The organism is Massilia sp. MP_M2, from assembly GCF_039123635.1.
In the GTDB taxonomy this organism is placed as follows: domain Bacteria; phylum Pseudomonadota; class Gammaproteobacteria; order Burkholderiales; family Burkholderiaceae_D; genus Telluria.
Map to the genome: position 1 here is coordinate 1 of NZ_JBCHJF010000005.1, position 26,163 is coordinate 26,163.

A 26,163-nucleotide genomic window follows, 5' to 3' on the forward strand; every position below is an offset into this window, starting at 1 on the left:
GTCCAGCGTGGTCAGGTTCTGGCGAAGCCAAACTCGATCAAGCCGCACAACCACTTCACCGGCGAGATCTACGTTCTGTCGAAAGATGAAGGCGGCCGTCACACTCCGTTCTTCAACAACTATCGTCCACAGTTCTACTTCCGTACGACTGACGTGACCGGTTCGATCGAGCTGCCAGCAGACAAAGAAATGGTCATGCCAGGCGACAACGTGTCGATCACCGTCAAGCTGATCAACCCGATCGCGATGGAAGAAGGTCTGCGCTTCGCAATCCGCGAAGGCGGCCGTACCGTCGGCGCCGGCGTTGTTGCAAAAATCCTGCCTAACTAATCAGGGCAAGATTGTCGATCGGCTCTCTTTCGGGAGAGTCTGATTGATACAACGATGGGGACAGACTTTTCGGTCTGTCCCCATCTGTTTGGGTGGGAACGATGTTATACTCCCGCCTCTTGTGCAGTAACGAAGTATCTCGACCACATTGCCGGCACCAAGCCGGAACGTTCTTTTAAAGGAAATCGCATGTCCGCTAACCAGAAAATCCGTATTCGCCTGAAAGCATTCGACTACAAGCTGATCGACCAGTCGGCCCTGGAAATCGTCGAGACCGCGAAGCGCACCGGCGCCGTCGTCAAAGGCCCAGTCCCACTGCCAACCCGTATCCAGCGTTTCGACGTGCTGCGTTCGCCACACGTGAACAAGACCTCGCGCGACCAGTTCGAAATCCGTACGCACCAGCGTCTGATGGACATCGTGGACCCAACCGACAAGACCGTTGACGCACTGATGAAGCTCGACCTGCCAGCTGGCGTCGATGTCGAAATCAAACTGCAGTAATCGCATTTAAGTGTTGGCGGCATTGGCCGTCGACGCTGCAAGAAGCCAGGTTGACCGCATTGCGGGCAATCTGGCTTTTGTCATTGTTGGATGCGCCTTTCATCATGCCGCGCGCATGATCTGCGCCGTCGCCGCCATCAGGCATTGTCGGCACCCGCAGGGCGTGATGTAATCGACTGGTTTGCTTGTTCGATTGCCCGCCCATGCGTCAGATGCACGTTGTTTCCCTTTTGCGCGCCACGACCTGGCGCGATCTCGCTGGCGTGGCGATTGCTGCGCAGTACTCGCTCGGCCGGGTACTGGAGCGCTCGCGCATCGGGAGCGGGCGCGATGTTGTGACGCCGATCGTCAGCATGTCATGCTGATGCAAAAGCAGGGCGCAACGACGCGCGCCGGATCCGGCGCGCTGATCGTGCTGGCGCACGTGCTGTTCGTACTCGCACTGGTGCACTACGCCAGTCCCAAGCCCGACAGCCACAGCATGCTGGTCGATTACATCGCGTTTGCTTTCATCGTGGCGCCGGTAAAGCCGGTGCCGGTGCCGCAGGCGCGCAGCGCGCCGCCACCAGTTGCCACGCCTGCCGTGCGGCCACCCCGCATCGCCACACCGCGTGCGATGCCAGCGTCGCCTGAGCCGATGATGATCATCACGCCTTCGGAGCAAGCTGCATCGGCCACGCCCACCGAGAGCGTGACAGCGCCGGCATCGGCACCAGCATCGGCGCCAACCGGAAAACTGGACATGGAATCGCTGCGCGGCCTGGCCCGGCAGCTGGAAAAAGAGCGGGTGCCGACGCCACTGGAACGCCTGCGCACCGCTGAACGACTGCGCGCGCGCGACGATAGCAACCTGTCACGCGCGATCAACGAGGCGAAGCGTCCGGATTGTCAGAAAAAGTACTCTGGCGGCGACAAGCTCAACCTGATCCTTCTGATCCCGCTGGCCATCGACACGATCACGGGTACCGGCTGCAACTGGTAGCCACCATACGAGGAAGAGACGCAATGACCATCCGGTGTTTCCTTTTACCGCTGTTAATGTGCTGGAGCAGCGCCGTAGTTGCCGGTGCCGTCGATCCGCTGACTGTCGACATCGATGCAATCGACGCACTGCGCTTTGCGCAGCTGATGAAGGATGGGACAGTGCCCAGGGCAGCCGACCTGCAACGTGGTTATCTCGACGGGGCCGGACTGGGTGTGAAGATCTTCACGCCGATGCGGATCGTCGACGCCAACCGCCTGGCGCGCGTGGTCGCCAAACAACCCGATCTGTATCGGCAGGCAATCCGGGATTGCCTGCCGCAGTTGCCGGCCTTGCGCAGTGATCTGCGGGCGATCTACCTGGCCTTTGCCGGTCTGCTGCCGCAACGTCCGCTGCCGCCCATCATGGTGGTCTTCGGCGCCGGCAATTCCGGCGGCACCGCCAGCGCCGAAGCGCAAGTCATTGGTCTGGAAGTGACGTGCGCACTGGGTGCCAGGCCCGAACAGTTCCGCACCACAATGCGTGGGTTCTTTGCACACGAAACGGTCCATACCTGGCAGCGCGATGCGACGCCGCAAGCGCAGGCCGATCCCCTGCTAACCCAGTCGCTGCTCGAAGGCGTTGCCGACTACCTTGCCAGCGTGGTCACGGGGGAGGTACCAGGCGCGGATCGCGATCAATGGGCTCGTGGACGCGAAGCATGGTTGTGGCGCGAATTTCAGCGTGACCGCCAGGCGCTGCTGACCGACCCTGACAGCCCGCGCTTCAAGCGCTGGTTTACCAACTATGGCGCCGCTCCCGAGGGCTGGCCCAGCGAGGCCGGGTACTGGATCGGTATGCGCATCGCCGAAGCATACGTCGCCCGCTCGCCCGACAAGCGCGTCGCCATGGACGCATTGATCGAACTGCGCGATCCAGCAGCGATCCTCGAAGCCAGCGCCTACGGGAGCGGTTCCGACGCAGCCAAGGTCACAGCCGGGGTCAGGTCTGACATTCGGACACGACCTCTACCTGACATTGTCAGTCGTCGATGACAGGAGTAAATGCGTGCTCGCTGGCGGAGTTACCCAACCGATCCCTAAAACATTGACTAAAGCTGAGGCCGTGTCCAAATGTCAGACCTGACCCCAGCTTTTCCTTACTTACTGCCGGTTTTCCAGCGCATGCCAAACCCGAAGTGACGATCCATCAGTTCGTGCGCGCTGGTGGTGCCTTGCTGCTGGAAGTACTCGGCCAGTTTGGTGATCACCAGTTGGCCGCTGCGGTTCTCGATCAGCGCGATCGCGCACATGATCTGGCGGTCGCCGCCGTCGAGCTTCACTTCGACCGGTGCCTGGCCAGGCGCCGCGATCGTCACGACGCCATTGGTCACGCTCCAGTTGGCTGCGCCTTCGTAGATGAACGAGAAGATCACGGCGCGCTTGATCTGGTCGAAGCGCTCGCCATTGATGAACAGGTTCTCGCCATTTGCAGCGGCGCCCGTACGGTCGTCGGCGTCGAGCTTGATGAATGGATCGCGCTCGTAGTCGCCGAACGTGTTGCCCAATGCCTGCACCAGGCCGCGGCGGCCATCGGTCAGCTCATACATGCAGCCCAGGTCGAGGTCGATGCCGGTGCGGCCCTTGCGCGAGGCTTGCGCCTTGTTGGCCATCTCGCCCGCCTTGTGCGCGAGGTCGCCCGCCATGCTGGTCAGGCGATCGAGGAAGCCGCTGCCCTTGGCGGCGGCGGCGGGTGGCGGCGTGGATGGCGCCGGCGGCGGCGCGATCGCCGCCTGGTTCCAGTTCAGGTTGACGTGGATGCGGCCATAGCCGCCGCCGGCGCGCTTGTCGAGCGAGACCTTGTCGCCACGCTTGTCGAGCGTGATTTTCGACAGCGAGACGCGTGGCGCGGCGGGCGCAGCAATGGGAGCAGGCGCCGGTGCCGGCACTGGCGCAGCAGATTTCGACGTTGATCCGCTTTCAGCGCCGCCGAAGTGTGCGAGCAGCGTCGACAGGCCACCGGCAAAACCCTGGCCAACCGCCCCGAAGCGCCACTGGCCGTCGCGGCGATACAGTTCGGCCACGATCACGGCTTTCTCGTCGCCGAAGTCGGCGCCCGACCACGGGAAGCGCAGCGCACTGCCCAGCGTGAGCGAACTCGCGCCCAGCGTGCGCATGCTGGCCGCGCCGTCGATCGCGGCGACGAATACCAGCTTGGCGATCGATGCGGGCAGCTGGTCGAGGTTCACGGCGAAGCTGGCGCGGCCCGGCGACTGGTTCAGGCGCACCGCACCTTCCGGGCTCGCCAGCTGGTTGTAGAAGACCATGTAGCGGTCGTCGGACAGCTTGTCGTTGGCGTCCAGGCCGAAGCACGAGACATCGACCGAGGTGCCATTGGCGGCAATCTCGACGTCGACGTTGAAGATGTGGCCGCTGCCCAGATCGGCCAGCTTGCCTTTTTGGCCGCGCGAAAATTGGTTCATGAGGGTTCCCCTTCCAGGAATGGTTTGTGATCCAGTTCGGCGCCGTGGAAACCGAACAGACGCGATTGCTCGACGGTGCGTTCGGCCCAGGCGCGATGGGTGGCGACTTCGCACATGGCGTCGTTCATGCGAAACACGGCCGGTGCCGACTGGTCGAGAATCGCGCGCGCCACCGCCAGGTCTTGCGGCGACACCTTGAAGTGCTGTTCGATCGGCGCGATCTGGGTCGGATGGATGGCCGTCTTGCCGATCATGCCGTGCGCCAGGTCTTCGAGAACTTCCTGGTCCAGCAGTGCGGGCAGGTCGAGGTATTCGAATACCGGCGCGGTCAGCATGAAACCGTAGGGCCGGAACGTGGTGACCAGGCGCGAGATGACGGGGCCGAGCGGCGTGCGGTACAGCGTCATGCCACGCGGCCGGCGCAGGCCCAGCAGCGCCAGCAAATCGTTGCCGCCAATGCGCAGCGCCAGGATGCGATGGCGCACACCGGGCGCTTCGAGCAATGTGCGCAGTCCCTGCATCTCGTGGTCGTCAAAGGCTTCGGCCGTTTCCAGCGTCGGCATCAACATATGCGCGGTGTGGCGCAGCAGCCGGTAGTAGCTGTCGAAATTGTGGCGCGTGATCTTGGGCAGCACGAAGCCGGTGAGCTTGTCGGCGCCCGGCATGGCCAGCACGCGCTCGAGCACTTCGGCATTACGCACCCGGACGAAGCGGTCGGCCGCCACGTCCACGCGCATATTGGCCAGCACCACCGACAGGTTGAATAGCGAATAGCTCAGCTCCCGGTCGGCGATGGCGTCCTCCGTGCAGAAGATCAGCGACCGCGCCTGCGGAATCAGGTCGCCGTTGGCGATCTCCGCCAGGTCCTTGTGATTGGCCGGCACGTACAACGACGCGCCCAGTGATTTAGCCATCGGATGCACTCCTGATCAGGGATACTGCGTGGTAGGGCAGGTTCGGGTCGATCTCGACCGGGACCTGTTTTTCTTCGGCCAGCGCGGCCAGGTGCGCAACATCCGGCGCATCCGCATCGCGCAGTACCAAGAGGCGCGGCACGCGCCGCAGCAGCACGCGCGTGGCTTCGCCAATGCCCGGCTTGATGAGGTTGACGTCGGCCACGCCATAGCGCCGCATCGCAGCGCCGAGATAGGCTTGCGAGCGCTCGCGCGCCGCGTGTGCATCGACTGGCGGCGCCTCGGCGACATCCGCCGCCAGCGCCAGCGCGGTCAGGTCATCGGCGAACGCTTGCGAGCGGTCTATGCCGGCAAACCCCGCATAGAACACACAGCCGTGGAAATCGTCCGCGCCCAACTCGTCGGGCATGACGGTGCGGCTCACCAGGCCCGACACGGTGGCGTTCAGGATGCTCGACGAGATCAGGTAATCGTCGCACGAGGCGGCGCAGGCGGCCGCGCCGGCCAGATCCGACAGCACGTACAGGCCCGTGTCGATCGCCACGCCGTGGCGCATGTTGAACGCGTCGACCGAGCCGGCCAGTTCGCGCGTTATGACGCCCTTGCCGGTCCAGCCGTCGACGAACACGATCGATTCAGGAGCATAACCCTGAGCCAGGATGTGGCGCAGCGCGGCGGTGTCGATGCCGCGGTCGCGCACGATCGACACGCAGTAATGCACGGCGTCGCGCCCGAACCGTTCGCGCAGCAGGCGCGCCACGACCACGCCCACCGGCGTGCCGGCACGCGCCAGCGAGACGATCGTGACCTGCTGCGCGCGGCGCCCCGCGATCAGGCCCGCCAGGCGCACGCAGTCCTGCGCCATGCGCGGGTTGTTGGCGGCGCAGGCGGCGTCGAACAGGCGCATGTAGCGCCCGGACGGTGCCGACTCCGGCGACAGCATCTGGCTGTAGTGACGCTGGCCGCTCTGGATCAGTGCTTCCTTTGCGGCGACGTCGACGAAGTCCTGCTGCGGCAGACGGCGCAGCAAAAAGTCGACGTCGCCGATGCGATAGCTGCCCGGGAAGGGCGCATGTTCGGTCACAGCGCCCCCACGGTAACGCCGGCCAGCTGCGTGCCGCGCGGGATGATCGCGTAGTCGCAGGCGGCCATGAAGCGGGCATCCGAGCGGCTGTCGCCCATGCCGAAGGTGACGATCTCGCCGTGTTCGGCTTTGAGGCGCGCCGTGATGTGCGCGACCGCATGGGCCTTGTCCAGCGCCTTGGGCAGGATCGCCAGGTTGTTGCCGTTGCGGTGTACGGCGTAGTCGCGGTTGCCATCCGCGATCCACGGCCGCACTACGTGCTCTTCGAGCGGCGCGAGGCGCTCGCTCAGCTTGTCCGGGTCTTTCACGACGAGGAAGAACGGCGTGCCGATATCCTCGATCATGCGCGCGCGGCCGGCGTAACCGGTGCGTGCGCCATGGGCGTTGATGTGGGCCGCCAGCTCCAGCAGGCCGGGCAGGGCAGTGTGCATCGCCGTGCGCACGCCCTCGAGCCAGGGCCGGTCGACCGCGCCGCCCGGTTCGAGCACGACGCCGCCGTAGTTGATGACGGCGTAGCTGTCGAACGGCAGGTGCACGCGGCGCAGGCCATCCAGGTCGCGCGCGGTGGTCGGGATCATTGTCATCCCGTCTTGCAGCAGCGCGAGAAACGAGCGCTGGGCCGGGGTGGTGTATGAACAGATGCTGCCATCCTTGTAGTACGCAGCAGGCTGCAGCGCATCGGGGGCATCCCGGTGCGCGCCGCACTTGCCGAAGGTCTGGAACAGCGTGTCGTCCAGGTCAGCGAACAGGAACTTCTTCAACGTGGTCCTCGGACTGGAAGTGGAACAGGCGCGCGCGCAGGGTATCGGCCAGCGCGAACAACGCGGGGCCGGGGGCGGTTTCAAAGCACAGCAGGACATGGTCGTACTGGCCGGGTGCGACGTTGTACAGGTAGTTGGCGATGCCTTCGCCGTAGTTGTCGGGGAAGCGCAAGGCGTGGCCCACCGCGCCCCAGGTCAGGATCGGCGAGCGGGTCGTCGATTGCACGACCACGTCGACGCCGCGCGCCTGCAGGGCTGCGCCGAGCAGCGTGGACGCGTGCATGAATTCACCGGTGCCCAGCACCAGCACGCGGCTGCCGGGCGCGAACTCGCTGGCCAGGCGCGTGGCCAGCTCGCTCGGCGCTTGCACGGCGTGATCGATCCCCAGGCGGCCGAACGTGCTGCTGGCGCCGCGGTCGGCGTCGTGCTCGTAACGCTGGGCCGCGCCCTGGTCCGGCGGCAGCGGGCCTTGCGCGAACGTGAACTGGCCATCGACCAGCGCGCCGATGGTGGCCGGCAGGCCGAAGCGCGCATCGAGCGCGCCGGGGGCGGCCGGGCCCATGAAATTGGTGATCGTCGCCAGGTGCACGCGTTCGATGCCGGGATTCAGGCGTTGGCAGGCCGCGGCCAGGTTGACGAAGGTGTTGCCGGTACTGGCTTCATCGTCGACCATCACGACCGTGCGCGCCGCCATGAATAGCGCATGCAGCGCCGGATCGGTGGGCTCGTGCAGGAACTGGCGCGGTGCGTGGCTGTGCGCCTCGGAAAATTCGATCAGCGGCCCGGCGCCCACGCGGTAGCGCGTGGTGTACAGGAACAGCGCCTGCTGCGCCGGATGCGCGCGCAGCCAGGCTTCGAACACGCCCTGGCCCAGGCCAATCGCGGTTTCAGCCATCGCAATGAAGACCACCGGCCCGTCGACCGGCGGCACGGTGGCCGCCAGGCGCTCATGCACGGCCAGCATCGCGCGGGGCGACGCCGGCCAGTGCTTGCCCAGCACCTTGCTCAAAAAGAGGAACCCGCGCTTGGCATTGGCGCGCGCGGCAAAGCCAAGCAGGTCATTGAGCTCGGGCGCGCCGCTGTCGATGCGCAATTCGAGCGTGCCGGTGGGCAGTTCGATACGCTGCAGGCCGGATGAAGGCGACGACATGGTCATGCCAGTTCCGTTGCGACGCTGACTTCGGCCACGCGCATGCCGTTAGCCACTGGCGGTACGGTGACGCTGTCAAAGCCGTCGGCGAAGCAGCGTAGCGCGATGTACGGCAGGTTAGGGCCGGCCAGGCACGCCATGGCAATCCCGCCCGACATGCGCGGGTTGATCTCCAGCAGGCGCGGGCGGCCGCCGCCTTCGCGGAACTGGGCGTTGAACACGCCATTGAGGCGGTAGTCGGCGCACAGGCGCGTGGTGGCGTCCAATATGTCCTGACGCATGTCGATCAACTGGCCGCTGCCCGCTTGTGGCAGTTTGCGGCGCACGACGGCGGCCACCAGGCGGCCGTTGTCGCCGACGCAGTCGACGCTGTATTCGGGGCCTTCGAGGAACTCCATCAGGAGCATCGTGCGAAATTCGCCCATCTCGGCCAGGCCGCGGCGCAGGTCGTCGTAGCCGACGTGGTATTCGGCGCCGGCCAGCAGCAGCGCGGCGCTGCTGCGCGCTTCATCGACGATGGCAAAGCCCAGACCATAGATCGAATGCGACGGCTTGACGCACAGCTTGGCATGGCGCGGGCGCAGTTCGGCCCAGGCGGCGTCGAATTGGGCGATGTTTTCAAAGACGCGAAACTCGGCCACTGGCGCGTCGGGCAGCACGGTCTCGGCGTAGAAGTCGGCCTTGTCGTGGATGCGTTTGAGTTCGGCCGGCGGCGCGGCCGACAGCACGCGCGTGCCAACCTCGGCAAAGCGCCCCAGCTCGGATGCCAGCAGCGTCGCTTCGCGGCCGGGCACGAAGATGTCGATCTTTTGCTCGCGGCAGAAGGCGAGGCACCAGTCGATATAGGCCTCGCTTTTCAGGCCGACCGGCTCGATATGGAATTCGTGGGCCAGGCGCGCAGCAGGTGCATGGCGATTGGCGTTGCTGTGAACGATGGTGAAACGGCCGTCGGTGTCGGCCTCGCGAATCAGCTTGATCGCAGCATTGACGGACGAAAAAGTCCTGTTGTACCAAACGCGCATGCGCTAGTTCCTGAAATTGTTGCAGAAAGGGCCCGCATGTGGCGCGGGCCCGGGGGACGACATGGTGTGCGACGAGGCGAACGACTCAGACGTTGACGCCGAACGAGCGGGCCAGAGGACCCAGGCCGCCCTTGAAGCCCTGGCCGACGGCGCGAAATTTCCATTCGCTGCCGTGGCGGTACAGTTCACCGAAGATCATTGCGGTTTCGGTCGAGCTGTCTTCGGACAGGTCGTAGCGCGCAATCTCGGCTTCGCCGGCAGCGTTCAGGCAGCGGATATACGCCTTGCCGACCTGGCCGAAGCTCTGGCGGCGCGCCTCGGCATCGTGGATGGTGACGCAGAACGAGATCTTGTCGATGTCGGCCGGCACGCGGTTCAGTTCAACGGCGATCTTTTCGTCGTCGCCTTCGCCCTGGCCCGTGGTGTTGTCGCCTGCGTGGACGACCGAACCGTCGGTGGACTTGAGGTTGTTGTAGAAGATGAAGTCGGTATCGCCGCGCACTTTGGCGTCGGTCTTGAGCAGGAAGGCGCTGCCGTCCAGATCGAAGGCGGAACCGTCGGTCGAGCGGGGATCCCAGCCCAGGCCGATGATGACCTTGGTGAGGCCCGGTGCTTCCTTGCTCAGGTTGACGTTGCCGCCTTTTTGCAGACTGATTGCCATACGAACTCCTAATTCCGTTGAGGGTTGACTGGCCGCCGCTGAACTGGCGAACCTTCGTGGATGGTCTCGCCAATATAGGCGTTAATTGATCAATTGTACATGGGGCCACGGCGCGCCGATTTCAACCGTTTTCATAGGAGGATGTACGTACTTGCGGCAACAAAAGTCACGCTCGCCAGGCGGCATTGTGTTCTGGAGGATCAGGCAAACACCGGCCAGCTTCCGGCAACGGCGCGGGTGGACCGGCCCACATACTGGCTGCTCTCTCCAACAGACAAGGATTCACCATCATGACCACGATCGCTCTCGTTACCGGCGCCAGCCGCGGCCTGGGACGCAACACCGCACTGCACATCGCCCGCCGCGGCGGCGACGTGATCATCACCTACCAGAGCCGCGAAGCCGAGGCCCTGGCCGTGGTCGACGAGGTACGCGCATTGGGCCGCCAGGCGCTGGCGCTGCAGCTCGATGTGGGCGACGTCGCCAGCTTCCCCGCGTTTGCCGTCAGCCTGCGCACGGCGCTGGCCACTACCTGGGGGCGCGAGCAGTTCGACCACCTCGTCAACAATGCCGGCCACGGCGCGATGGCGTCCATCGCCGACACTACCGTGGCGCAGTTCGATCACCTGGTCGATGTCCACTTCAAGGGCGTGTTCTTCCTGACCCAGGTGCTGCTGCCGCTGCTGGCCGATGGTGGGCGCATCGTGAACCTGTCGTCCGGCCTGACCCGTTTCGCGCTCCCGGGCTTCGGTGCGTATGCGGCCGTCAAGGGCGCGGTCGAGATCCTGAGCCTCTATCTCGCCAAGGAACTGGGCGGGCGCGGCATCGCGGTCAATACCGTGGCGCCCGGTGCGATCGAGACGGATTTCCTGGGCGGCGCGGTGCGCGATACACCGGACCTGAACGGTGTGTTTGCCGGGATGACGGCGCTGGGCCGGGTCGGGGTGCCGGACGACATCGGGCCGATGATCGCCAACCTGCTGGGGCAGGACAACCGCTGGATCAACGCCCAGCGCATCGAAGTCTCGGGCGGGCAGGCGATTTGAGGGTTTGATCTCAGGCGGCGTGCAGGCGCTCGTGCGCGGCGCACACGTCGCGCACCGGCGGCAGCCCGAACATGCGCCCGTACTCGCGCGTGAATTGCTGCACGCTCTCATAGCCGACCGCATGGGAAGCCGTGCTGGCGTTGATGCCTTCGGCGAGCATCAGGCGGCGCGCCTCGATCAGGCGCAGCTGCTTCTGAAATTGCAGCGGCGTGAGCGAGGTCACCGCGCGAAAGTGCTGGTGAAACGATGAAGGACTCATGCCGGCCAGGCCGGCCAGCTGTTCCACCGGGAGCCGGCGTGCATAGTCGGTGCGCAGCAGCGCGACGGCGCGCGCCACGCGCCGCACGTGACTGTCGGGCAGGCCAAGGCGCCGCACCGCCGCCCCATGGCGGCCGGCCAGCAGCCAGTAATGAAATTCACGCACCAGCGCGGCCTGCAGTACCGGCAGCGCGGCGGGCCGCTCGATCAGCCCCATCAGGCGCAGGGCGGTGTCTGTCAGGTGCGCATCGGTCGGCGCGCTGCGCACCGGCGCGCCGGCGGCTTCTTCGATCGTCGCCATGTCGGTGGCCAGATCGGCAATCACGGCCGGATTCAGGTCGAGCACGAGTGAGCAATAGGGCGCCGCGCTGCTGGCCTGCGTGATCTGGCTGACGGTGGGCACGTCGGCCATGATCAGGAGAGAATCGCCCGCATGGAACGTGAGCGTTTGCCCGCCCGTGCTGACCTGCTTGCTGCCTTGGAGGACCAGGCAGGCCAGCGGGCGGGCGATCTGGCTGTTCAAGGCGCTGCGCCCGTTCGCGCGGATCGCGACCAGGCCGGCGATCGGCGTGGGCGCTCTGCCGTCATGGTCGGCCTGGAGGGCTGCGTAGCGCAGGACGCTGGCGAGAAGTGGCGTGTGCATGCGCCAAGTGTAACGCGAGGATGCCGCGTCAGGCAGCCTTCCCGAGCGATGAATTGGCGTCATTGCCTGCCTGCGCGCTGTTGTGCGGCCGCGCTTCACGCGTCAGCTGCACGGTCTGCACCGGCAAGGCCAGCGCCACGTCCTGCGCCTGCAGCAGCGCCACGATGCGCAGGTAGATCTCCTGCTGGATATCCATGTAGATCGTGTAGTCGGTGTTATCGACGCAATACACGACTTCGTAGTTGAAGCTCGGCGCGGCCAGGCCGCTCAGGTGGGCGCGGTCGAAGCGTACCTGTGGCAGCGCGCGCAGGATCGGTTCGGGCGTGCGGTGCGACACGCCGAACCCGAACACGATGCGGCGCGATGCCATCCGGCGCAGGTTCTGGATGCGGCTCTTGAGCCGGTCGTTGTTCGAGAACACGATCTGCTCGCCGCCCAGGCTGCGCACGCGGGTGGTCTTCAGGCCGATCTTCTCGACCGTGCCGAGCATCGTGTCGACGATGATGAAGTCACCCACGACGAACGGCTTGTCGAGTACGATCGAGAGCGACGCGAACAGGTCGCCCAGGATGCTCTGCACCGCCAGCGCGATGGCGATACCGCCGATACCCAGGCTGGCCGCCACCCAGCACCACCAGCTTCGTCGAGCGTAGCGTGGCAGCAGCAATGCTTTGCAGGAGTGCGGGCGTGCCCGGTTCGGTCTGCGTGGCCCCCGCATCCAGGCGCCGCGCGACGATCGACTTGAGGGCGTCCAGGCCGATGGTCACGGCCGCCATGGCCGCCAGGGCGATCAGCCAGTCGGCGACAGGATTGGCAAGGATGATGTAGTTCATGTCAGGCCGCGGCGCGTTCTTCGATCGGTTGTTCGTTACCCGGCGCCGGCAATGCCGCCAGCGCGGCCAGGAAGTCGTCGCCCCAGCGGTTCACGTCGTGACCGCGCACGATCGCCGCCATGCGCCCGGCGCGGTACGCTACTTCGTCGGCGCCCATCGTCAGCGCGTCGTACAGCGTGGCGCTCATGGCATGGGCGTCGTACGGGTTGACCAGCAGCGCGCCATGCAGTTCGACGGCAGCGCCGGCGAATTCGGACAGCACCAGCGTGCCGGGCCGGCCCGTCGCGTGGCGCGTGGCGACGTATTCCTTGGCCACCAGGTTCAGGCCATCGCGCAGCGGCGTGATCCAGGCGATGTCGCAGGCGGCGTAGTGGGCGACCACCTGCTCGAACGGCAGGCTGCGGTAGAAGTAGCGCACCGGCACCCAGTCCATCGTGGAAAAGCGCCCGTTGATGCGCCCGACGATGCGGTCCAGGTCTTCGCGCAGGCTGTCATAGATATCCATGCCGCTGGCGGCCGGCGTGACGATGTTCAGCAGCGTGACCTTGCCCAGCAATTCCGGGTGCTGTTCCAGCATGCGTTCATAGGCCTGCAGCTTTTCCAGCGAGCCTTTCACGTAGTCGAGGCGCTCGATCGAGACGATCCCGGTCGTGTCGCCCAGGTAGGCATCGATGTCGGTGATCTGCTGTTGCACGGAGTCGGTCTCGACCAGCGCGCTGATCAGGTCCGTGTTGGTGCCGACCGGATGCGCGCCCAGCGCGACCCGGCGCCCATTCACCGCGAGCGCGGTGGTCATGTGATCGACCCCCAGCGCGCAGCCGAAGGTCAGGAAGCGCGGCGCGCAGCCCACGCCCTCGACGATCTGCACCGGCGCACACGAACGGGCAGCGTCGACGAAGTTTTCGACGTAGCGCGGGATATGAAAGCCCACGTAGTCGCACTGCAGCAGGCTGCCGATGATGTCGCGCCGCCAGGGCAGGATGTTAAAGACATCGCTCGACGGGAAGGCAGTGTGGTGGAAAAAGGCGATCTTCAGGTCGGGGCGCAGCGGGCGCAGGAAGGCCGGCACCATCCACAGGTTGTAGTCGTGGATCCAGGCGGTGGCGCCATGCGCCGCTTCGCGCGCGGTCTGCTCGGCGAACAGGCGGTTGATCTCGAGGTAGCGTTCCCAGTGGTCCTGGCGGAACACGGCCTTGTCGGGGAACGAAAAGATGATTGGCCAGAACGCCTCTTTCGAGAACTTTTTGTAGAACTGGTCGATGTCGTCCGGCGTGAGCGCGATGCGGGCCGCTTTCAGGTGCGGGTAGTGGGCCGGATCGACCGCGACGTGCGGGACGAAGCCAGGCGGCGTGCGGCGGTCCTGCTGCGACCACGCAACCCATGACCCCTTGCGCCCACCGGCGAAAAAGCTGAGCAGCGTGGGCATGATGCCGTTCGGGCTTTTCGGGCGCCGCGCGTGCGTGACGCCATCCTCGAGCACTTCATCGTACGGCAGCCGGTGATACACCATCACCAGCTCGGCGTCGCCGCAGGCCGGGGCAGCGGCGGGGCCGTCATCGCCATCGAAGCGCAGGCCATGGCGGCCAAAGGCTTCGAGGATGCCGCCGCAGCCGGCGGCGTCGGCCACGACCACGCGCGGCAACTTGCGCACGGCTTCGACCAGTGCCGGTTCGGCCGCGCCCACGACCACGCCGCGAAAGCCCGCCTCGAACATCGACAGGTCGTTCAGCGTGTCGCCCGCCACCAGGATATGGGCCGGATCGAACCCGGCCACCTCGGCCAGGCGGCGCACGGCGGCGCCCTTGCCGACGCCGCGCGGCAGCACGTCCAGGTATTGCCCGGCCGAGAACAGCAGGTCGCAGCCGAGGGCGTCGACCGCAGCGCGCAGTGCCGGCGTGATCGCGGACTCGCTCGCATAGAACGAGCAGCGCCGCTCCTGCGGCACGAGCTGGCGCACCAGTTGCGCAAAGCCCCTGAGCGCGCGCAGCACCTCATGGGTACCGGGCCAGGTGGCAGCGATCTGGTGCGCGATCGGCTCGACCGGGCGCAGGTCGGCGTCGACCACTGTCGCACCAACGTCGGCAATGATGTAATGGGGGCGCGGGACGGTCGGATCGCTCAGCAGCGGAATGACGGTTTCGAGGCCACGGCCGGTGACGAAGACCAGTCTGGCGCCGGGCAGGGCACCGGAGAACAGTTCGCGGATACGGCGCCGCGCTTCGTGGGTGCCGGCCAGCAGCGTGCCGTCGAGATCGGTAGCGAGGACAAGGCGGGAAGGGTCGAGCAGGCGCGGCCAGCGTTGTGTATCAATGACAGACATGGGTAAATCCTTGCAGCAATGCGGCCGCCAGCAGACCAGGTGTGGACTGACGGCGCAGGTCGGGGCCCGCGAAGTCGCCGGGGAGGCGCGCGGGCCGGGGAAAGGCGGACGGCGTGAAGCGTGCTTTGTTGTACTAAAAATTGCGCGTTCGACAGGGCCGGAGCCGCCAGGCGGAGGAGGACAGGGAGCGCCGGCATGGTTGCCGGAGATCACGTGCGCAAGGTGCACACGACGAAGCCAGTCCTCGAAATACATTTGCACGATAGCATTTTGAGGCAGCGATGACAACCGGCAGCTCGCTACGGCCGCCGTTTGCTGCATGCCAATGTTCTGTCGGAAAGTTGAATCGCCGAAAAAAGCTATTGCAAAAGTTCCGGCATGCCTCGTATAATTCGGCTCCCCGGGCGGTTAGTTCAGTTGGTTAGAATACTTGGTCGACATCCAAGGGGTCGCAGGTTCGAATCCTGCACCGCCCACCAGAAATTCAAGTCGCAGGCTCCCAGCAATGGTTGATGCCTGTAGAGACAAGGTGCACGATGCTGTGCCTGTCTGTGCCGTTCAGCTCGAACGGATTCTTCATTCTCCAGATACTGCGAAAAGCGCAACAGGACCGGTTTCGATGCCGATCTTTCCTGTTGCGCCGTTGCCGTTTGCGCGCTATACTAGCCGGCTTCGGTACGGGTGCGTCTTTTATTGCCCGTATTATTTAGTAGTTCAACTACCCCCGCCCAATCGTAGGTGGGAATGGAGAAAAAATGAGCTTGGGCCTTCTCGGTCGCAAGGTTGGCATGATGCGTATCTTCACGGACGAGGGTGATTCAATCCCTGTCACCGTGCTGGATGTGTCGAACAACCGTGTCGCACAAATCAAAACCCCTGAAACTGATGGCTACACCGCAGTTCAGGTCGTCTACGGTCAACGTCGTGCTTCGCGCGTGACGAAAGCCGCTGCCGGTCACTACGCCAAAGCTGGCGTCGAAGCCGGTACGATGCTGAAAGAATTCCGCATCGATTCCACCAAAGCCGCCGAACTCAAAGCCGGTGACATCATCGCTGCTTCGCTGTTCGAAGTGGGCCAGAAAATCGACGTGCAAGGCACCTCGATCGGTAAAGGCTTCGCCGGTACCATCAAGCGTCACAACTTCGCATCTGGCCGTGCTACCCACGGTAACTCGCGTTCGCACAATGTTCCTGGCTCGATCGGTATGGCCCAGGATCCAGGCCGCGTGTTCCCAGGCAAGCGCATGACCGGTCACATGGGCGACGTCACCGTCACCACCCAGAACCTGGAAGTGGCTCGCATCGACACCGAACGTCAGCTGCTGCTGATCAAAGGTGCCGTACCTGGCGCGAAGAACGGCCAAGTGGTCGTCAAGCCTGCTGTCAAAACCAAACTCAAGAAAGGAGCGTAAGCCATGGAACTGAAGCTCCTGAATGAGCAAGGTCAAGACGGCGCAAACGTTGCAGCCGCCGATGAAGTGTTCGGTCGTGAATACAACGAAGCCCTGATTCACCAAGTCGTCGTCGCCTACGCTGCTAACGCACGTGGCGGTAACCGCAAGCAGAAAGATCGTGAAGAAGTCCACCACACGACCAAGAAGCCATGGCGCCAAAAAGGTACCGGCCGTGCTCGTGCTGGTATGTCGTCGTCGCCACTGTGGCGCGGCGGTGGTCGTATCTTCCCGAACAGCCCAGAAGAAAACTTCACGCACAAAGTTAACAAGAAGATGTTCCGCGCAGGTATCTGCTCAATCTTCTCGCAACTGGCCCGCGAAGGCCGTCTGAGTGTCGTCGAGAACCTGTCGATCGAAGCACCAAAGACCAAGCTGCTGTCGCAGAAACTGCTGGGCATGGGTCTGGACTCGGTCCTGGTGATCACCGATACCATCGATGAAAACCTCGAGCTGGCATCGCGCAATCTGCCGCACGTTCTGGTCGTTGAGCCTAAGCACGCTGACCCGATGTCGCTGGTGTTCTACAAGAAAATCCTGGTCACGAAAGCTGCTCTGGCCAAGATCGAGGAGATGTACGCATGAGCGCCGCAATCAAATTTAGCGAAGAGCGCCTGATGAAGGTGCTGCTGGCTCCGATCATTTCCGAGAAGGCTACCTTCGTCGCGGAAAAGAACGAGCAGATCGTGTTCAAGGTCATGCCTGACGCGACCAAGCCAGAAATCAAGGCTGCTGTCGAACTGCTGTTCAAGGTCGAGGTCGAATCGGTCCAGACCCTGAACCGTGAAGGCAAGCAGAAGCGTTCGGGCCGTTTCAACGGTCGTCGCAACCACACCAAGCGTGCTTTCGTGTGCCTGAAGCCAGGCCAGGAAATCAATTTTGTCGAGGAGGCTAAATAATGGCACTCGTTAAGATGAAGCCAACCTCCCCAGGCCGTCGCGGCATGGTGAAGGTTGTGACTGAAGGCCTGTACAAAGGTCGTCCATTCGCAGCCCTGGTTGAAAAGAAATCGAAAACTGCCGGCCGTAACAACAACGGTCACATCACCACCCGTCACATGGGCGGCGGTCACAAGCAGCATTACCGTCTGGTCGACTTCAAGCGCCAGAAGGACGGCATCCCTGCCAAGGTCGAGCGTATCGAATACGATCCAAACCGCACCGCGCACATTGCACTGCTGTGCTACGCGGACGGTGAGCGTCAGTATGTCATCGCCACCAAGAACATGGCTGTCGGCGATAGCGTCATGAACGGCTCGGAAGCGCCGATCAAGGCCGGTAACTGCCTGCCGATCCGCAACATCCCGGTCGGTACCGTCATGAACTGCGTCGAAATGCTGCCAGGTAAGGGTGCCCAGATGGCCCGTACCGCCGGCGCCGGCGTCGTGCTGATGGCCCGTGACGGCACCTACGCTCAGGTTCGCCTGCGCTCGGGTGAAGTGCGTCGCGTGCACATCGAGTGCCGTGCGACCGTTGGCGAAGTCGGTAATGCCGAACACAGCCTGCGCAAGATCGGTAAAGCTGGCGCGATGCGCTGGCGTGGTGTTCGTCCAACCGTTCGCGGTGTGGTCATGAACCCTGTCGATCACCCGCACGGTGGTGGTGAAGGTAAAACTGCAGCCGGTCGTCACCCAGTGTCCCCATGGGGCCAGCAGACCAAGGGTAAGAAGACGCGTTCGAACAAGCGTACTTCGTCGATGATCGTTTCGCGCCGCGGCAAGAAATAAGGATAAAAAATGACTCGTTCATTGAAAAAAGGGCCGTTTATTGACGCCCACCTGGTGAAAAAAGTCGAAGCCGCGCAAGCGAACAAAGACAAAAAGCCAGTCAAAACCTGGTCGCGCCGCTCGACGATCTCCCCAGACTTCATCGGTCTGACGATCGCTGTTCACAACGGCAAGCTGCACGTTCCTGTGTATGTGTCGGAGAACATGGTCGGCCACAAGCTCGGCGAGTTCGCGCTGACCCGTACGTTCAAGGGCCACGCCGCTGACAAGAAGGCGAAAAAATAATGGAAACTAAAGCTATCCTCAAAGGCGTGCGCCTGTCGGAACAAAAAGGCCGCCTGGTGGCCGATCTGATCCGCGGCAAGAAAGTTGACGCAGCACTCAACATTCTGCAATTCAGCCCTAAAAAGGGCGCGACGATCATCAAGAAGGTTCTCGAGTCGGCAATCGCCAACGCGGAACACAATGATGGCGCGGACATCGATGAACTGAAAATCGTTCAGATCTATGTCGAAAAGGGCCCGATCCTGAAGCGTTTCACGGCACGTGCAAAAGGCCGCGGCGATCGTATTTCTAAACAATCCTGTCACATTTACGTGACTGTCGGTAACTAAGGAGTCACAGAATGGGTCAGAAAATCCACCCAACCGGCTTCCGCCTGGCGGTCACCCGTAACTGGTCGTCGCGTTGGTATGCTGGTAACGGCAACTTCGCAGCCATGCTGCTGGAAGACTTGGAAGCACGCGCTTTCCTGAAAAAGAAGCTGAAGAACGCTTCGGTCGGTCGCATCGTCATCGAGCGTCCTGCCAAGAACGCGCGTTTCACCATTTACTCGTCGCGTCCTGGTGTCGTGATCGGTAAAAAAGGCGAAGACATCGAAGTGCTGAAGTCGTCGCTGGCGAAGATCATGGGCGTGCCAGTGCACGTCAATATCGAAGAGATCCGCAAGCCTGAGATCGATTCGCAGCTGATCGCCGATTCGATCTCGCAACAGCTCGAAAAGCGCATCATGTTCCGTCGTGCAATGAAGCGCGCGATGCAAAATGCAATGCGTCTGGGCGCTGTCGGCATCAAGATCATGTCGTCGGGTCGTCTGAACGGCATCGAAATCGCACGTACCGAATGGTACCGCGAAGGTCGCGTGCCACTTCACACCCTGCGCGCCGATATCGACTACGGCACCAGCGAAGCATCGACCACGTACGGCATCATCGGCGTCAAGGTCTGGGTCTACAAGGGCGACCGTTCGGTCACCGGCGAAGCACCAGTCATCGACACCCCGCCGGACGACAAGAAGCCACGCGGCCCACGTCGTGACGATGGCAAGCCATCGCGCGGCCCACGCCCAGCAGGCGGCGCACGTCCAGCCGCAGCGCCAGTAGTCCGCGCTCGTCCAGCTGTCAAGCTGGCGACCCCGGCTGCCGCTGCACCTGCTGCTGCCCCAGCTGAGAAAGCAGGAGAATAAGCATGCTGCAACCATCGCGCAGGAAGTATCGTAAAGAGCAGAAAGGCCGTAACACCGGCATTTCGCACACCCGCGGCACCGCGGTCTCGTTCGGTGAATTCGGTCTGAAGGCAATTGCCCGCGGCCGTATCACGGCACGTCAGATCGAAGCGGCACGTCGTGCCATGACCCGTCACATCAAGCGTGGCGGTCGTATCTGGATCCGTATCTTCCCGGACAAGCCGATTTCGAACAAGCCAGCTGAAGTTCGTATGGGTAACGGTAAAGGTAACCCAGAATACTACGTCGCTGAAATCCAGCCAGGCAAAGTCCTGTATGAGATGGACGGCGTTGATGAAACCCTGGCGCGCGAAGCATTCCGCCTGGCCGCTGCCAAACTGCCACTGGCAACCACGTTCGTGGTTCGCCAGGTCGGTCAATAACAGGAGTTGTATATGAAAGCATCGGAACTCCGCGGCAAGGACCAGGACGCGCTGCAGAAGGAGCTGAACGAGCTGCTCAAGGCCCAATTCGGTCTGCGCATGCAAGTCGCCACCCAGCAGCTCGGGAATACCTCGCAGCTCAAGAAAGTACGTCGCGATATCGCGCGTGTGAAGACTGTGATGAACACGAAGGAAGCCAAATGAACGACACCACTAAAACGGCGCTGAAGCGTACGCTGGTCGGTAAAGTCGTGTCCGACAAAATGGACAAGACGGTAACCGTACTGATCGAACGTCACGTCAAGCATCCGCTGTACGGCAAGATCATCGTGCGCTCGAACAAGTATCACGCGCACGACGAAGCGAATGAAGCGAAAATTGGCGACACCGTCGAGATCGCAGAAGGTCGCCCGATCTCGAAGACGAAAGCCTGGACGGTCACCCAGGTGCTGTTGGTAGCACCAGTCCTCTAAGCTTTAAAAATTTGTCTTGCGTGGCCCGCTGGTATCTGAGATACTAGCGGGCTTCGTTCATGTGTTGCCGCAGTTTGTCCCCCTCGGCAAGTGCGGCCTGTAACGAAAGCGTTATTGGAAAGTCCAATCACCCAATCGTGGTGCTCCAGCAGGGGCGTTACGGCGGGACCAAGACTGACCGCAGGCCCACAAATTGTGGGGTTTCTTCGGCTTAAGTTGGGAAAGAAAATACTATGATTCAAACCGAAAGCCGGCTCGAAGTAGCCGACAACACGGGTGCAAAGGAAGTTCTGTGCATCAAGGTGTTGGGCGGCTCGAAGCGCCGTTACGCGAGCATTGGCGACATCATCAAGGTCACCGTTAAAGTCGCAGCCCCTCGTGGTCGCGTCAAAAAAGGTGAAATTTACAATGCCGTGGTTGTGCGCACCGCTAAAGGTGTGCGCCGCCCGGATGGTTCCCTGGTCAAGTTCGACGGCAATGCCGCTGTCCTGCTGAACGCCAAGCTGGAGCCAATCGGTACCCGTATCTTCGGACCAGTGACGCGCGAGCTGCGCACTGAAAAGTTCATGAAGATCGTGTCGCTGGCACCTGAAGTTCTGTAAGGATACGACATGGATAAGATTCGTAAAAACGACGAAGTCATCGTTCTGGCCGGGAAAGACAAGGGCAAGCGCGGTGTCGTTCAACAGCGTGTAGACGCTGAACACGTCATCGTCGAAGGCATCAACGTCGCTAAAAAAGCGACCAAGCCTAACCCGATGACCGGTGTTACTGGTGGTATCGTCGACAAGACAATGCCGATTCACGTGTCGAATGTCGCGCTGTTCAATGCAGCGACCGGCAAGGCAGACCGCGTTGGCTTCAAAGACCAGGACGGTAAAAAAGTCCGCGTCTTCAAGTCGAGCGGCGAAGTAGTGAAGGGGTAAGAATAAATGGCCCGTCTCCAAGCAATTTACAAAGAAAAAGTCGTCGCCGAACTGACCGAGAAATTCGGTTACAAGTCGGTGATGGAAGTGCCACGTCTGACCAAGATCACCCTGAACATGGGTCTGTCGGAAGCAGTCGCTGACAAGAAGATCATCGAGCACGCCACTGGCGACCTGACGAAGATCGCCGGCCAGAAGCCAGTGATCACGAAGGCACGCAAGGCAATCGCTGGTTTCAAGATCCGCGAAGGCTACCCGATCGGCACGATGGTGACCCTGCGCGGCGCCCGCATGTACGAATTCCTGGACCGTTTCATCACCGTGGCTCTGCCGCGCGTGCGTGACTTCCGCGGTGTCAATGGCAAATCGTTCGATGGTCGCGGCAACTACAACATCGGTGTCAAGGAACAGATCATCTTCCCAGAGATCGACTACGACAAGATCGATGCACTGCGTGGCATGAACATCTCGATCACCACGACTGCTAAGACCGACGAAGAAGCCAAAGCGCTGCTCGCCGCCTTCAAATTCCCGTTCAGGAACTAAGAGCAATGGCAAAACTTTCACTGATTAACCGCGAAAAGAAGCGTGCAGACCTGGTGGAGAAATTCGCCCCGAAGCGTGCCGCTCTGAAAGCGATCATCGACGACCAGTCGAAGACGGAAGAAGAACGCTACGAAGCGCGTCTGAAGCTGCAGGCTCTGCCGCGCAACTCGGCGCCGACCCGTCAGCGTAACCGCTGCGCCATCACTGGCCGTCCACGTGGCACATTCCGTAAATTCGGTCTGGCACGTACCAAAGTCCGCGAATTCGCCATGAAGGGCGAAATTCCTGGTATGACCAAAGCAAGCTGGTAATAGGAGAATATGCAATGAGTATGAGCGATCCTATCGCCGATATGCTGACCCGCATTCGCAACGCACAAGTTGTTCAGAAAACCACGGTCGCAATGCCGTCGTCAAAAGTCAAGGTTGCCATTGCCAACGTCCTGAAGGACGAGGGTTACATTGAGGATTTCGCTGTCACCTCCGAAGGTGGTAAAGCGGAACTGAAAATCGGTTTGAAGTATTACACTGGCCGTCCGGTCATCGAGCGCCTTGAGCGCGTGTCCCGTCCAGGCCTGCGTATCTACAAAGGCAAAGACGAAATCCCAACCGTCATGAACGGCCTGGGCGTGGCAATCGTGTCGACTCCGCAAGGCGTCATGACTGATCGCAAAGCGCGCGCTACCGGTGTCGGTGGCGAAGTGATTTGCTACGTGGCTTAAGGAGTAGACGATGTCTCGAGTAGCTAAGATGCCTATCGCCGTCCCTGCCGGTGCCGAAGTCGCGATCAACGCGTCGTCGATCACCGTCAAGGGCCCGCTGGGCTCCCTGACCCAGGCCCTGAACGGCCTGGTCAAAGTGGAAAACAACAATGGCACGCTGACCTTCGACGTAGTCGATGATTCGCGTGAATCGAACGCCATGTCCGGCACCCTGCGTGCTCTGGTCAACAACATGGTAACCGGCGTGACCAAGGGCTTCGAGAAGAAGCTGAACCTGGTCGGCGTGGGCTACAAGGCAGCAGTGCAGGGCAATGCCCTGAACCTGTCGCTGGGCTTCTCGCACCCGGTGCTGCACGCAATGCCAGAAGGCGTTACTGCAGCAACTCCGACCCCGACCGAGATCCTGATCAAAGGTATCGATCGTCAAAAGGTCGGCCAGGTTGCCGCTGAAGTTCGCGCTTACCGCTCGCCTGAGCCTTACAAAGGCAAGGGTGTCCGTTATTCGGACGAAGTGGTGAAGCTTAAAGAAACCAAGAAGAAATAATCGGAGCTGACATGGACAAGAAAGAATCACGTCTGCGTCGTGGACGTCAGACCCGCATCAAGATCTCGCAGCTTGGCGTGAACCGTTTGTCGGTTCACCGCACCAACCTGCATATCTATGCGAACCTGATCAGCCCGGACGCAAAAGTACTGGTGTCGGCTTCGACTCTGGAAGCTGAAGTGCGCGCCGAGCTGGCAGGTCAGACTGGCGCCGGCGGCAACGCTGCTGCAGCCGCTCTGGTCGGCAAGCGCGTCGCAGAAAAAGCACTGAAAGCAGGAATCACCGAAGTCGCGTTCGATCGCTCCGGTTTCCGTTACCACGGTCGGGTGAAGGCGCTGGCGGAAGCCGCGCGTGAAGCCGGTCTGAAGTTCTAAGGAAGAATCGTCATGGCAAAAATGCAAGCGAAAATGGCAAGCGACAAGCCGGATGATGGCATGCGCGAGAAAATGATCGCGATCAACCGCGTGACCAAAGTGGTCAAGGGTGGTCGTATCATGGGTTTTGCAGCGCTGACCGTTGTCGGTGACGGCGATGGCCGCATCGGCATGGGCAAAGGCAAGTCGAAGGAAGTTCCAGTCGGCGTGCAAAAAGCGATGGAAGAAGCCCGCCGCAACCTGATCAAGGTGCCACTGAAGAACGGTACCCTGCATCACACCGTGTCCGGTCGTCACGGCGCCTCGCGCGTCATGATGATGCCAGCTAAGCCTGGTACCGGCGTGATCGCTGGTGGCGCAATGCGCGCTATCTTCGAAGTGATGGGTGTGACGGACGTGGTCGCTAAGTCGACCGGCTCGTCGAATCCATACAACCTGGTGCGCGCAACTCTCGACGGTCTGTCGAAAATGAGCACTGCTTCCGACATCGCCGCCAAGCGCGGCAAGTCGGTCGAAGACATCCTGGGTTAAGGGGAAATCACATGGCTAACACCGTTAAAGTTCAGCTCGTCAAGGGCCTGATCGGTACCCGTCAGGATCACCGTGCCACCGTGCGCGGTCTGGGTCTGCGTCGCGTCAACTCGGTCTCCGAGTTGCAAGACACCCCGTCCGTGCGTGGCATGATCAACAAAGTATCGTACCTCGTGAAAGTGGTTTCGTAAGCCCTCGGGCTTGCGAACGGAGAAATCAATGGAACTCAATACCATTCAACCAGCTGACGGCGCCAAGCACTACAAGCGTCGCGTCGGCCGCGGTATCGGCTCCGGCATCGGCAAAACTGCCGGCCGTGGTCACAAGGGTCAAAAGTCGCGTTCGGGCGGCTTCCACAAAGTCGGCTTCGAAGGCGGTCAAATGCCTCTGCAGCGTCGTCTGCCAAAGCGTGGTTTCAAATCGCTGAACGCAACGTTCAAGGCTGAAGTGCGTCTGTCCGATCTGAACAACCTGGCCGTCGGCGAAGTCGACATCCTGGTGCTCAAAGCGGCTGGCGTCCTGTCGGTTCTGGCACGTGACGTGCGCGTCATCCTGTCCGGCGAGATCACCAAAGCGGTGAACCTCAAAGGCCTGAAAGTGAGCGCCGGCGCTAAAGCGGCAATCGAAGCAGCTGGCGGCTCGGTCGCGTAAAGCGATCGCTGCCTGATCGGAGCAAAAATTGGCGACTAATTCACAACTTGGTAAAAGCGCCGCTTCCGGATTCCCATGGGCCCGGCTGTGGTTTTTGCTTGGCGCATTGGTCGTGTACCGCATCGGTGCTCATATTCCGGTCCCCGGGATTGACCCGGTGCAGCTCGCTGCGCTGTTCAAGCAGAACGAAGGCGGCATCCTGGGCATGTTCAACATGTTCTCGGGTGGCGCCTTGTCCCGCTTTACCGTGTTCGCGCTCGGCATCATGCCTTATATTTCGGCTTCGATCATCATGCAGCTCGCATCGATCGTTTCGCCGCAACTCGAGGCGTTGAAGAAAGAGGGCGAGTCCGGCCGCCGCAAGATCACCCAGTACACCCGGTATTTCACGGTTGCACTGGCACTGTTCCAGGCGTTCGGTATCGCTGTCGCGCTCGAAGCGCAGCCTGGCCTGGTCATCGACCCTGGCCTCGGCTTCCGTTTCGTCACCATCGTGACCCTCTTGACCGGCACCATGTTCCTGATGTGGCTGGGCGAGCAAATTACCGAGCGTGGTCTTGGCAATGGCATTTCGATCATCATCTTTGCCGGTATCGCAGCAGGTTTGCCGTCGGCGCTGGGTGGCTTGTTCACCCTGGTGTCAAACGGTTCGATCGGCAGCTTCTCGGCCATCCTGATCGTTCTGCTGATTGCTGCGGTGACGTATGCGGTGGTGTTCGTGGAACGCGGACAGCGCAAGATTTTGGTGAATTACGCGAAACGCCAGGTCGGCAACAAGATCTACGGTGGCCAAACCAGCCACCTGCCCTTGAAGCTGAACATGGCAGGCGTGATCCCGCCGATCTTCGCGTCGTCGATCATTCTGTTCCCGGCGACGATTGTCGACTGGTTCACCCGTGGCAAGGATTCCAGCGGCCCGGTGATCGGGTTCCTGAAGGATCTGGCGGCGTCGATGGCGCCGGGCGAACCAATCCACGCGTTGCTGTATGCGGTGGCGATCGTGTTCTTCTGCTTCTTCTATACCGCGCTGGTATTTAACAGCAAGGAAACGGCGGACAACTTGAAGAAAAGTGGCGCGTTTGTTCCGGGCATCCGTCCGGGTGATCAAACCGCTCGCTATATCGACAAGATCCTGATGCGCCTGACCCTGGCTGGTGCTGTCTACATCACCCTGGTGTGCCTGGTGCCGGAGTTCATGACCGCCCAGTGGAAGGTTCCCTTCTACTTCGGTGGCACGTCGCTCCTGATCATCGTTGTGGTGACGATGGACTTCATGGCACAAGTGCAGAACTACGTCATGTCGCAGCAATATGATTCACTGCTGCGCAAGGCGAACTTCAAGGGTGGCGTCCCGACGCGATAAG

Annotated in this window: 38 protein-coding genes, 1 tRNA gene and 1 pseudogene; 28 read left to right on the top strand and 12 right to left on the bottom strand. The window is 62.1% G+C overall.

What is annotated here, in order from left to right:
• Window positions 1–330: pseudogene (gene tuf, locus RCH14_RS12435) on the top strand (elongation factor Tu); the annotation flags it as partial.
• Window positions 331–519: 189 nt separating this feature from the next.
• Window positions 520–834 carry a 30S ribosomal protein S10 gene (rpsJ, locus tag RCH14_RS12440; RefSeq protein WP_183554295.1) on the top strand — a complete coding sequence of 105 codons (315 nt, stop codon included), beginning with the start codon at window positions 520–522 and terminating at the stop codon, window positions 832–834.
• Here the strand turns inward: rpsJ and RCH14_RS12445 are convergent.
• The gene (locus RCH14_RS12445; RefSeq protein WP_343026440.1) at window positions 821–1,039 is read right to left on the bottom strand and encodes a hypothetical protein; all 219 of its coding nucleotides are present in this window, start codon (window positions 1,037–1,039) and stop codon (window positions 821–823) included. The genes rpsJ and RCH14_RS12445 overlap by 14 nt on opposite strands.
• Here RCH14_RS12445 and RCH14_RS12450 point away from each other — a divergent pair.
• Genes RCH14_RS12450 through RCH14_RS12460 form a run of 3 tightly spaced genes read left to right on the top strand, consistent with a single transcriptional unit; the run spans window position 1,038 to window position 2,850 of the window.
• Window positions 1,038–1,199: a hypothetical protein gene (locus RCH14_RS12450; RefSeq protein WP_343026441.1), complete on the top strand. Its 162-nt coding sequence runs from the start codon at window positions 1,038–1,040 to the stop codon at window positions 1,197–1,199. The two genes, RCH14_RS12445 and RCH14_RS12450, sit on opposite strands and share 2 nt — an antisense overlap.
• Window positions 1,193–1,816, top strand: coding sequence for a hypothetical protein (locus RCH14_RS12455; protein ID WP_343026442.1), 624 nt, complete (start codon window positions 1,193–1,195; stop codon window positions 1,814–1,816). The genes RCH14_RS12450 and RCH14_RS12455 overlap by 7 nt, the downstream gene beginning before the upstream one ends.
• A 23-nt stretch (window positions 1,817–1,839) precedes the next feature.
• A complete protein-coding gene (locus RCH14_RS12460) occupies window positions 1,840–2,850 on the top strand; it encodes a DUF2268 domain-containing putative Zn-dependent protease (RefSeq protein WP_343026443.1) in 1,011 nt (336 codons plus the stop codon).
• A gap of 104 nt (window positions 2,851–2,954) precedes the next feature.
• Here RCH14_RS12460 and RCH14_RS12465 read toward each other — a convergent pair whose 3' ends face one another.
• The 7 genes from RCH14_RS12465 to RCH14_RS12495 form a co-directional block, all read right to left on the bottom strand.
• Window positions 2,955–4,277, bottom strand: coding sequence for a TerD family protein (locus tag RCH14_RS12465; RefSeq protein ID WP_343026444.1), 1,323 nt, complete (start codon window positions 4,275–4,277; stop codon window positions 2,955–2,957).
• A complete protein-coding gene (locus tag RCH14_RS12470; protein ID WP_343026445.1) occupies window positions 4,274–5,191 on the bottom strand; it encodes an HpcH/HpaI aldolase/citrate lyase family protein in 918 nt (305 codons plus the stop codon). Before RCH14_RS12470 ends, RCH14_RS12465 begins: the two co-directional genes overlap by 4 nt.
• Window positions 5,184–6,275, bottom strand: coding sequence for a cysteine protease StiP family protein (locus tag RCH14_RS12475; RefSeq protein ID WP_343026446.1), 1,092 nt, complete (start codon window positions 6,273–6,275; stop codon window positions 5,184–5,186). Before RCH14_RS12475 ends, RCH14_RS12470 begins: the two co-directional genes overlap by 8 nt.
• Complete coding sequence (locus RCH14_RS12480; protein ID WP_343026447.1) at window positions 6,272–7,036, bottom strand: hypothetical protein; 765 nt, start codon at window positions 7,034–7,036, stop codon at window positions 6,272–6,274. The genes RCH14_RS12475 and RCH14_RS12480 overlap by 4 nt, the downstream gene beginning before the upstream one ends.
• Window positions 7,014–8,192 carry a phosphoribosyltransferase domain-containing protein gene (locus RCH14_RS12485; RefSeq protein WP_343026448.1) on the bottom strand — a complete coding sequence of 393 codons (1,179 nt, stop codon included), beginning with the start codon at window positions 8,190–8,192 and terminating at the stop codon, window positions 7,014–7,016. The genes RCH14_RS12480 and RCH14_RS12485 overlap by 23 nt, the downstream gene beginning before the upstream one ends.
• A complete protein-coding gene (locus tag RCH14_RS12490; RefSeq protein WP_343026449.1) occupies window positions 8,189–9,208 on the bottom strand; it encodes an ATP-grasp domain-containing protein in 1,020 nt (339 codons plus the stop codon). The genes RCH14_RS12485 and RCH14_RS12490 overlap by 4 nt, the downstream gene beginning before the upstream one ends.
• 85 nt (window positions 9,209–9,293) lie before the next feature.
• Window positions 9,294–9,869: a TerD family protein gene (locus RCH14_RS12495; protein ID WP_343026450.1), complete on the bottom strand. Its 576-nt coding sequence runs from the start codon at window positions 9,867–9,869 to the stop codon at window positions 9,294–9,296.
• A gap of 290 nt (window positions 9,870–10,159) precedes the next feature.
• Between RCH14_RS12495 and RCH14_RS12500 the strand changes: the two genes are divergently transcribed.
• Window positions 10,160–10,915, top strand: coding sequence for an SDR family oxidoreductase (locus RCH14_RS12500; protein WP_343026451.1), 756 nt, complete (start codon window positions 10,160–10,162; stop codon window positions 10,913–10,915).
• A gap of 10 nt (window positions 10,916–10,925) precedes the next feature.
• Here RCH14_RS12500 and RCH14_RS12505 read toward each other — a convergent pair whose 3' ends face one another.
• Genes RCH14_RS12505 through ggpS form a run of 4 tightly spaced genes read right to left on the bottom strand, consistent with a single transcriptional unit; the run spans window position 10,926 to window position 14,969 of the window.
• Window positions 10,926–11,816: an AraC family transcriptional regulator gene (locus RCH14_RS12505; protein WP_343026452.1), complete on the bottom strand. Its 891-nt coding sequence runs from the start codon at window positions 11,814–11,816 to the stop codon at window positions 10,926–10,928.
• 28 nt (window positions 11,817–11,844) lie between these two features.
• Window positions 11,845–12,441 (bottom strand): mechanosensitive ion channel domain-containing protein, encoded by a 597-nt coding sequence (locus RCH14_RS12510; RefSeq protein ID WP_343026453.1) that lies wholly within the window; start codon window positions 12,439–12,441, stop codon window positions 11,845–11,847.
• Window positions 12,326–12,649 (bottom strand): hypothetical protein, encoded by a 324-nt coding sequence (locus RCH14_RS12515; RefSeq protein WP_343026454.1) that lies wholly within the window; start codon window positions 12,647–12,649, stop codon window positions 12,326–12,328. The genes RCH14_RS12510 and RCH14_RS12515 overlap by 116 nt, the downstream gene beginning before the upstream one ends.
• A gap of 1 nt (window position 12,650) precedes the next feature.
• Window positions 12,651–14,969 carry a glucosylglycerol-phosphate synthase gene (ggpS, locus tag RCH14_RS12520; RefSeq protein ID WP_343026455.1) on the bottom strand — a complete coding sequence of 773 codons (2,319 nt, stop codon included), beginning with the start codon at window positions 14,967–14,969 and terminating at the stop codon, window positions 12,651–12,653.
• A gap of 402 nt (window positions 14,970–15,371) precedes the next feature.
• Here ggpS and RCH14_RS12525 point away from each other — a divergent pair.
• From RCH14_RS12525 to secY, 22 genes are all read left to right on the top strand, one after another.
• Window positions 15,372–15,448, top strand: a tRNA-Val gene (locus RCH14_RS12525).
• 276 nt (window positions 15,449–15,724) lie between these two features.
• Window positions 15,725–16,381 carry a 50S ribosomal protein L3 gene (gene rplC / locus RCH14_RS12530; RefSeq protein ID WP_343026456.1) on the top strand — a complete coding sequence of 219 codons (657 nt, stop codon included), beginning with the start codon at window positions 15,725–15,727 and terminating at the stop codon, window positions 16,379–16,381.
• A 3-nt stretch (window positions 16,382–16,384) separates the two neighbouring features.
• Entirely contained in the window at window positions 16,385–17,005 is a 621-nt protein-coding gene (gene rplD / locus RCH14_RS12535; protein WP_183554266.1) for a 50S ribosomal protein L4, read from the top strand.
• Complete coding sequence (rplW, locus tag RCH14_RS12540; RefSeq protein WP_183554264.1) at window positions 17,002–17,319, top strand: 50S ribosomal protein L23; 318 nt, start codon at window positions 17,002–17,004, stop codon at window positions 17,317–17,319. The genes rplD and rplW overlap by 4 nt, the downstream gene beginning before the upstream one ends.
• The gene (rplB, locus tag RCH14_RS12545; protein WP_343026457.1) at window positions 17,319–18,146 is read left to right on the top strand and encodes a 50S ribosomal protein L2; all 828 of its coding nucleotides are present in this window, start codon (window positions 17,319–17,321) and stop codon (window positions 18,144–18,146) included. The genes rplW and rplB overlap by 1 nt, the downstream gene beginning before the upstream one ends.
• Before the next feature lie 9 nt (window positions 18,147–18,155).
• Window positions 18,156–18,431 (top strand): 30S ribosomal protein S19, encoded by a 276-nt coding sequence (gene rpsS / locus RCH14_RS12550; protein ID WP_119811777.1) that lies wholly within the window; start codon window positions 18,156–18,158, stop codon window positions 18,429–18,431.
• Window positions 18,428–18,760: a 50S ribosomal protein L22 gene (rplV, locus tag RCH14_RS12555; RefSeq protein ID WP_183555278.1), complete on the top strand. Its 333-nt coding sequence runs from the start codon at window positions 18,428–18,430 to the stop codon at window positions 18,758–18,760. Before rpsS ends, rplV begins: the two co-directional genes overlap by 4 nt.
• A gap of 11 nt (window positions 18,761–18,771) precedes the next feature.
• Window positions 18,772–19,611, top strand: coding sequence for a 30S ribosomal protein S3 (gene rpsC / locus RCH14_RS12560; RefSeq protein WP_332530667.1), 840 nt, complete (start codon window positions 18,772–18,774; stop codon window positions 19,609–19,611).
• A gap of 2 nt (window positions 19,612–19,613) precedes the next feature.
• Complete coding sequence (rplP, locus tag RCH14_RS12565; RefSeq protein ID WP_343026458.1) at window positions 19,614–20,033, top strand: 50S ribosomal protein L16; 420 nt, start codon at window positions 19,614–19,616, stop codon at window positions 20,031–20,033.
• Window positions 20,034–20,045: 12 nt separating this feature from the next.
• On the top strand, window positions 20,046–20,237 hold the full coding sequence (rpmC, locus tag RCH14_RS12570; RefSeq protein WP_183554257.1) for a 50S ribosomal protein L29: 192 nt from the start codon (window positions 20,046–20,048) through the stop codon (window positions 20,235–20,237).
• On the top strand, window positions 20,234–20,506 hold the full coding sequence (gene rpsQ / locus RCH14_RS12575) for a 30S ribosomal protein S17 (RefSeq protein WP_183554240.1): 273 nt from the start codon (window positions 20,234–20,236) through the stop codon (window positions 20,504–20,506). The genes rpmC and rpsQ overlap by 4 nt, the downstream gene beginning before the upstream one ends.
• A 233-nt stretch (window positions 20,507–20,739) precedes the next feature.
• Complete coding sequence (gene rplN / locus RCH14_RS12580) at window positions 20,740–21,108, top strand: 50S ribosomal protein L14 (protein ID WP_183554239.1); 369 nt, start codon at window positions 20,740–20,742, stop codon at window positions 21,106–21,108.
• 9 nt (window positions 21,109–21,117) lie between these two features.
• Window positions 21,118–21,432: a 50S ribosomal protein L24 gene (rplX, locus tag RCH14_RS12585; protein ID WP_343026459.1), complete on the top strand. Its 315-nt coding sequence runs from the start codon at window positions 21,118–21,120 to the stop codon at window positions 21,430–21,432.
• 6 nt (window positions 21,433–21,438) lie between these two features.
• The gene (gene rplE, locus RCH14_RS12590) at window positions 21,439–21,978 is read left to right on the top strand and encodes a 50S ribosomal protein L5 (protein WP_123069942.1); all 540 of its coding nucleotides are present in this window, start codon (window positions 21,439–21,441) and stop codon (window positions 21,976–21,978) included.
• Between the two features lie 5 nt (window positions 21,979–21,983).
• On the top strand, window positions 21,984–22,289 hold the full coding sequence (gene rpsN, locus RCH14_RS12595; protein WP_183554238.1) for a 30S ribosomal protein S14: 306 nt from the start codon (window positions 21,984–21,986) through the stop codon (window positions 22,287–22,289).
• 14 nt (window positions 22,290–22,303) lie between these two features.
• Entirely contained in the window at window positions 22,304–22,699 is a 396-nt protein-coding gene (gene rpsH, locus RCH14_RS12600; RefSeq protein ID WP_183554237.1) for a 30S ribosomal protein S8, read from the top strand.
• Between the two features lie 10 nt (window positions 22,700–22,709).
• Window positions 22,710–23,243, top strand: a complete 534-nt coding sequence (gene rplF / locus RCH14_RS12605; protein WP_183554236.1) for a 50S ribosomal protein L6 — start codon at window positions 22,710–22,712, stop codon at window positions 23,241–23,243.
• A gap of 11 nt (window positions 23,244–23,254) precedes the next feature.
• Window positions 23,255–23,617: a 50S ribosomal protein L18 gene (rplR, locus tag RCH14_RS12610; protein WP_183554234.1), complete on the top strand. Its 363-nt coding sequence runs from the start codon at window positions 23,255–23,257 to the stop codon at window positions 23,615–23,617.
• 12 nt (window positions 23,618–23,629) lie between these two features.
• Window positions 23,630–24,148, top strand: coding sequence for a 30S ribosomal protein S5 (gene rpsE, locus RCH14_RS12615; RefSeq protein ID WP_183554232.1), 519 nt, complete (start codon window positions 23,630–23,632; stop codon window positions 24,146–24,148).
• An 11-nt stretch (window positions 24,149–24,159) separates the two neighbouring features.
• A complete protein-coding gene (gene rpmD / locus RCH14_RS12620; protein ID WP_123069947.1) occupies window positions 24,160–24,339 on the top strand; it encodes a 50S ribosomal protein L30 in 180 nt (59 codons plus the stop codon).
• 28 nt (window positions 24,340–24,367) lie between these two features.
• Complete coding sequence (rplO, locus tag RCH14_RS12625) at window positions 24,368–24,799, top strand: 50S ribosomal protein L15 (RefSeq protein ID WP_183554230.1); 432 nt, start codon at window positions 24,368–24,370, stop codon at window positions 24,797–24,799.
• Between the two features lie 28 nt (window positions 24,800–24,827).
• Complete coding sequence (secY, locus tag RCH14_RS12630; protein ID WP_183554228.1) at window positions 24,828–26,162, top strand: preprotein translocase subunit SecY; 1,335 nt, start codon at window positions 24,828–24,830, stop codon at window positions 26,160–26,162.
• Window position 26,163: the final 1 nt, after the last annotated feature.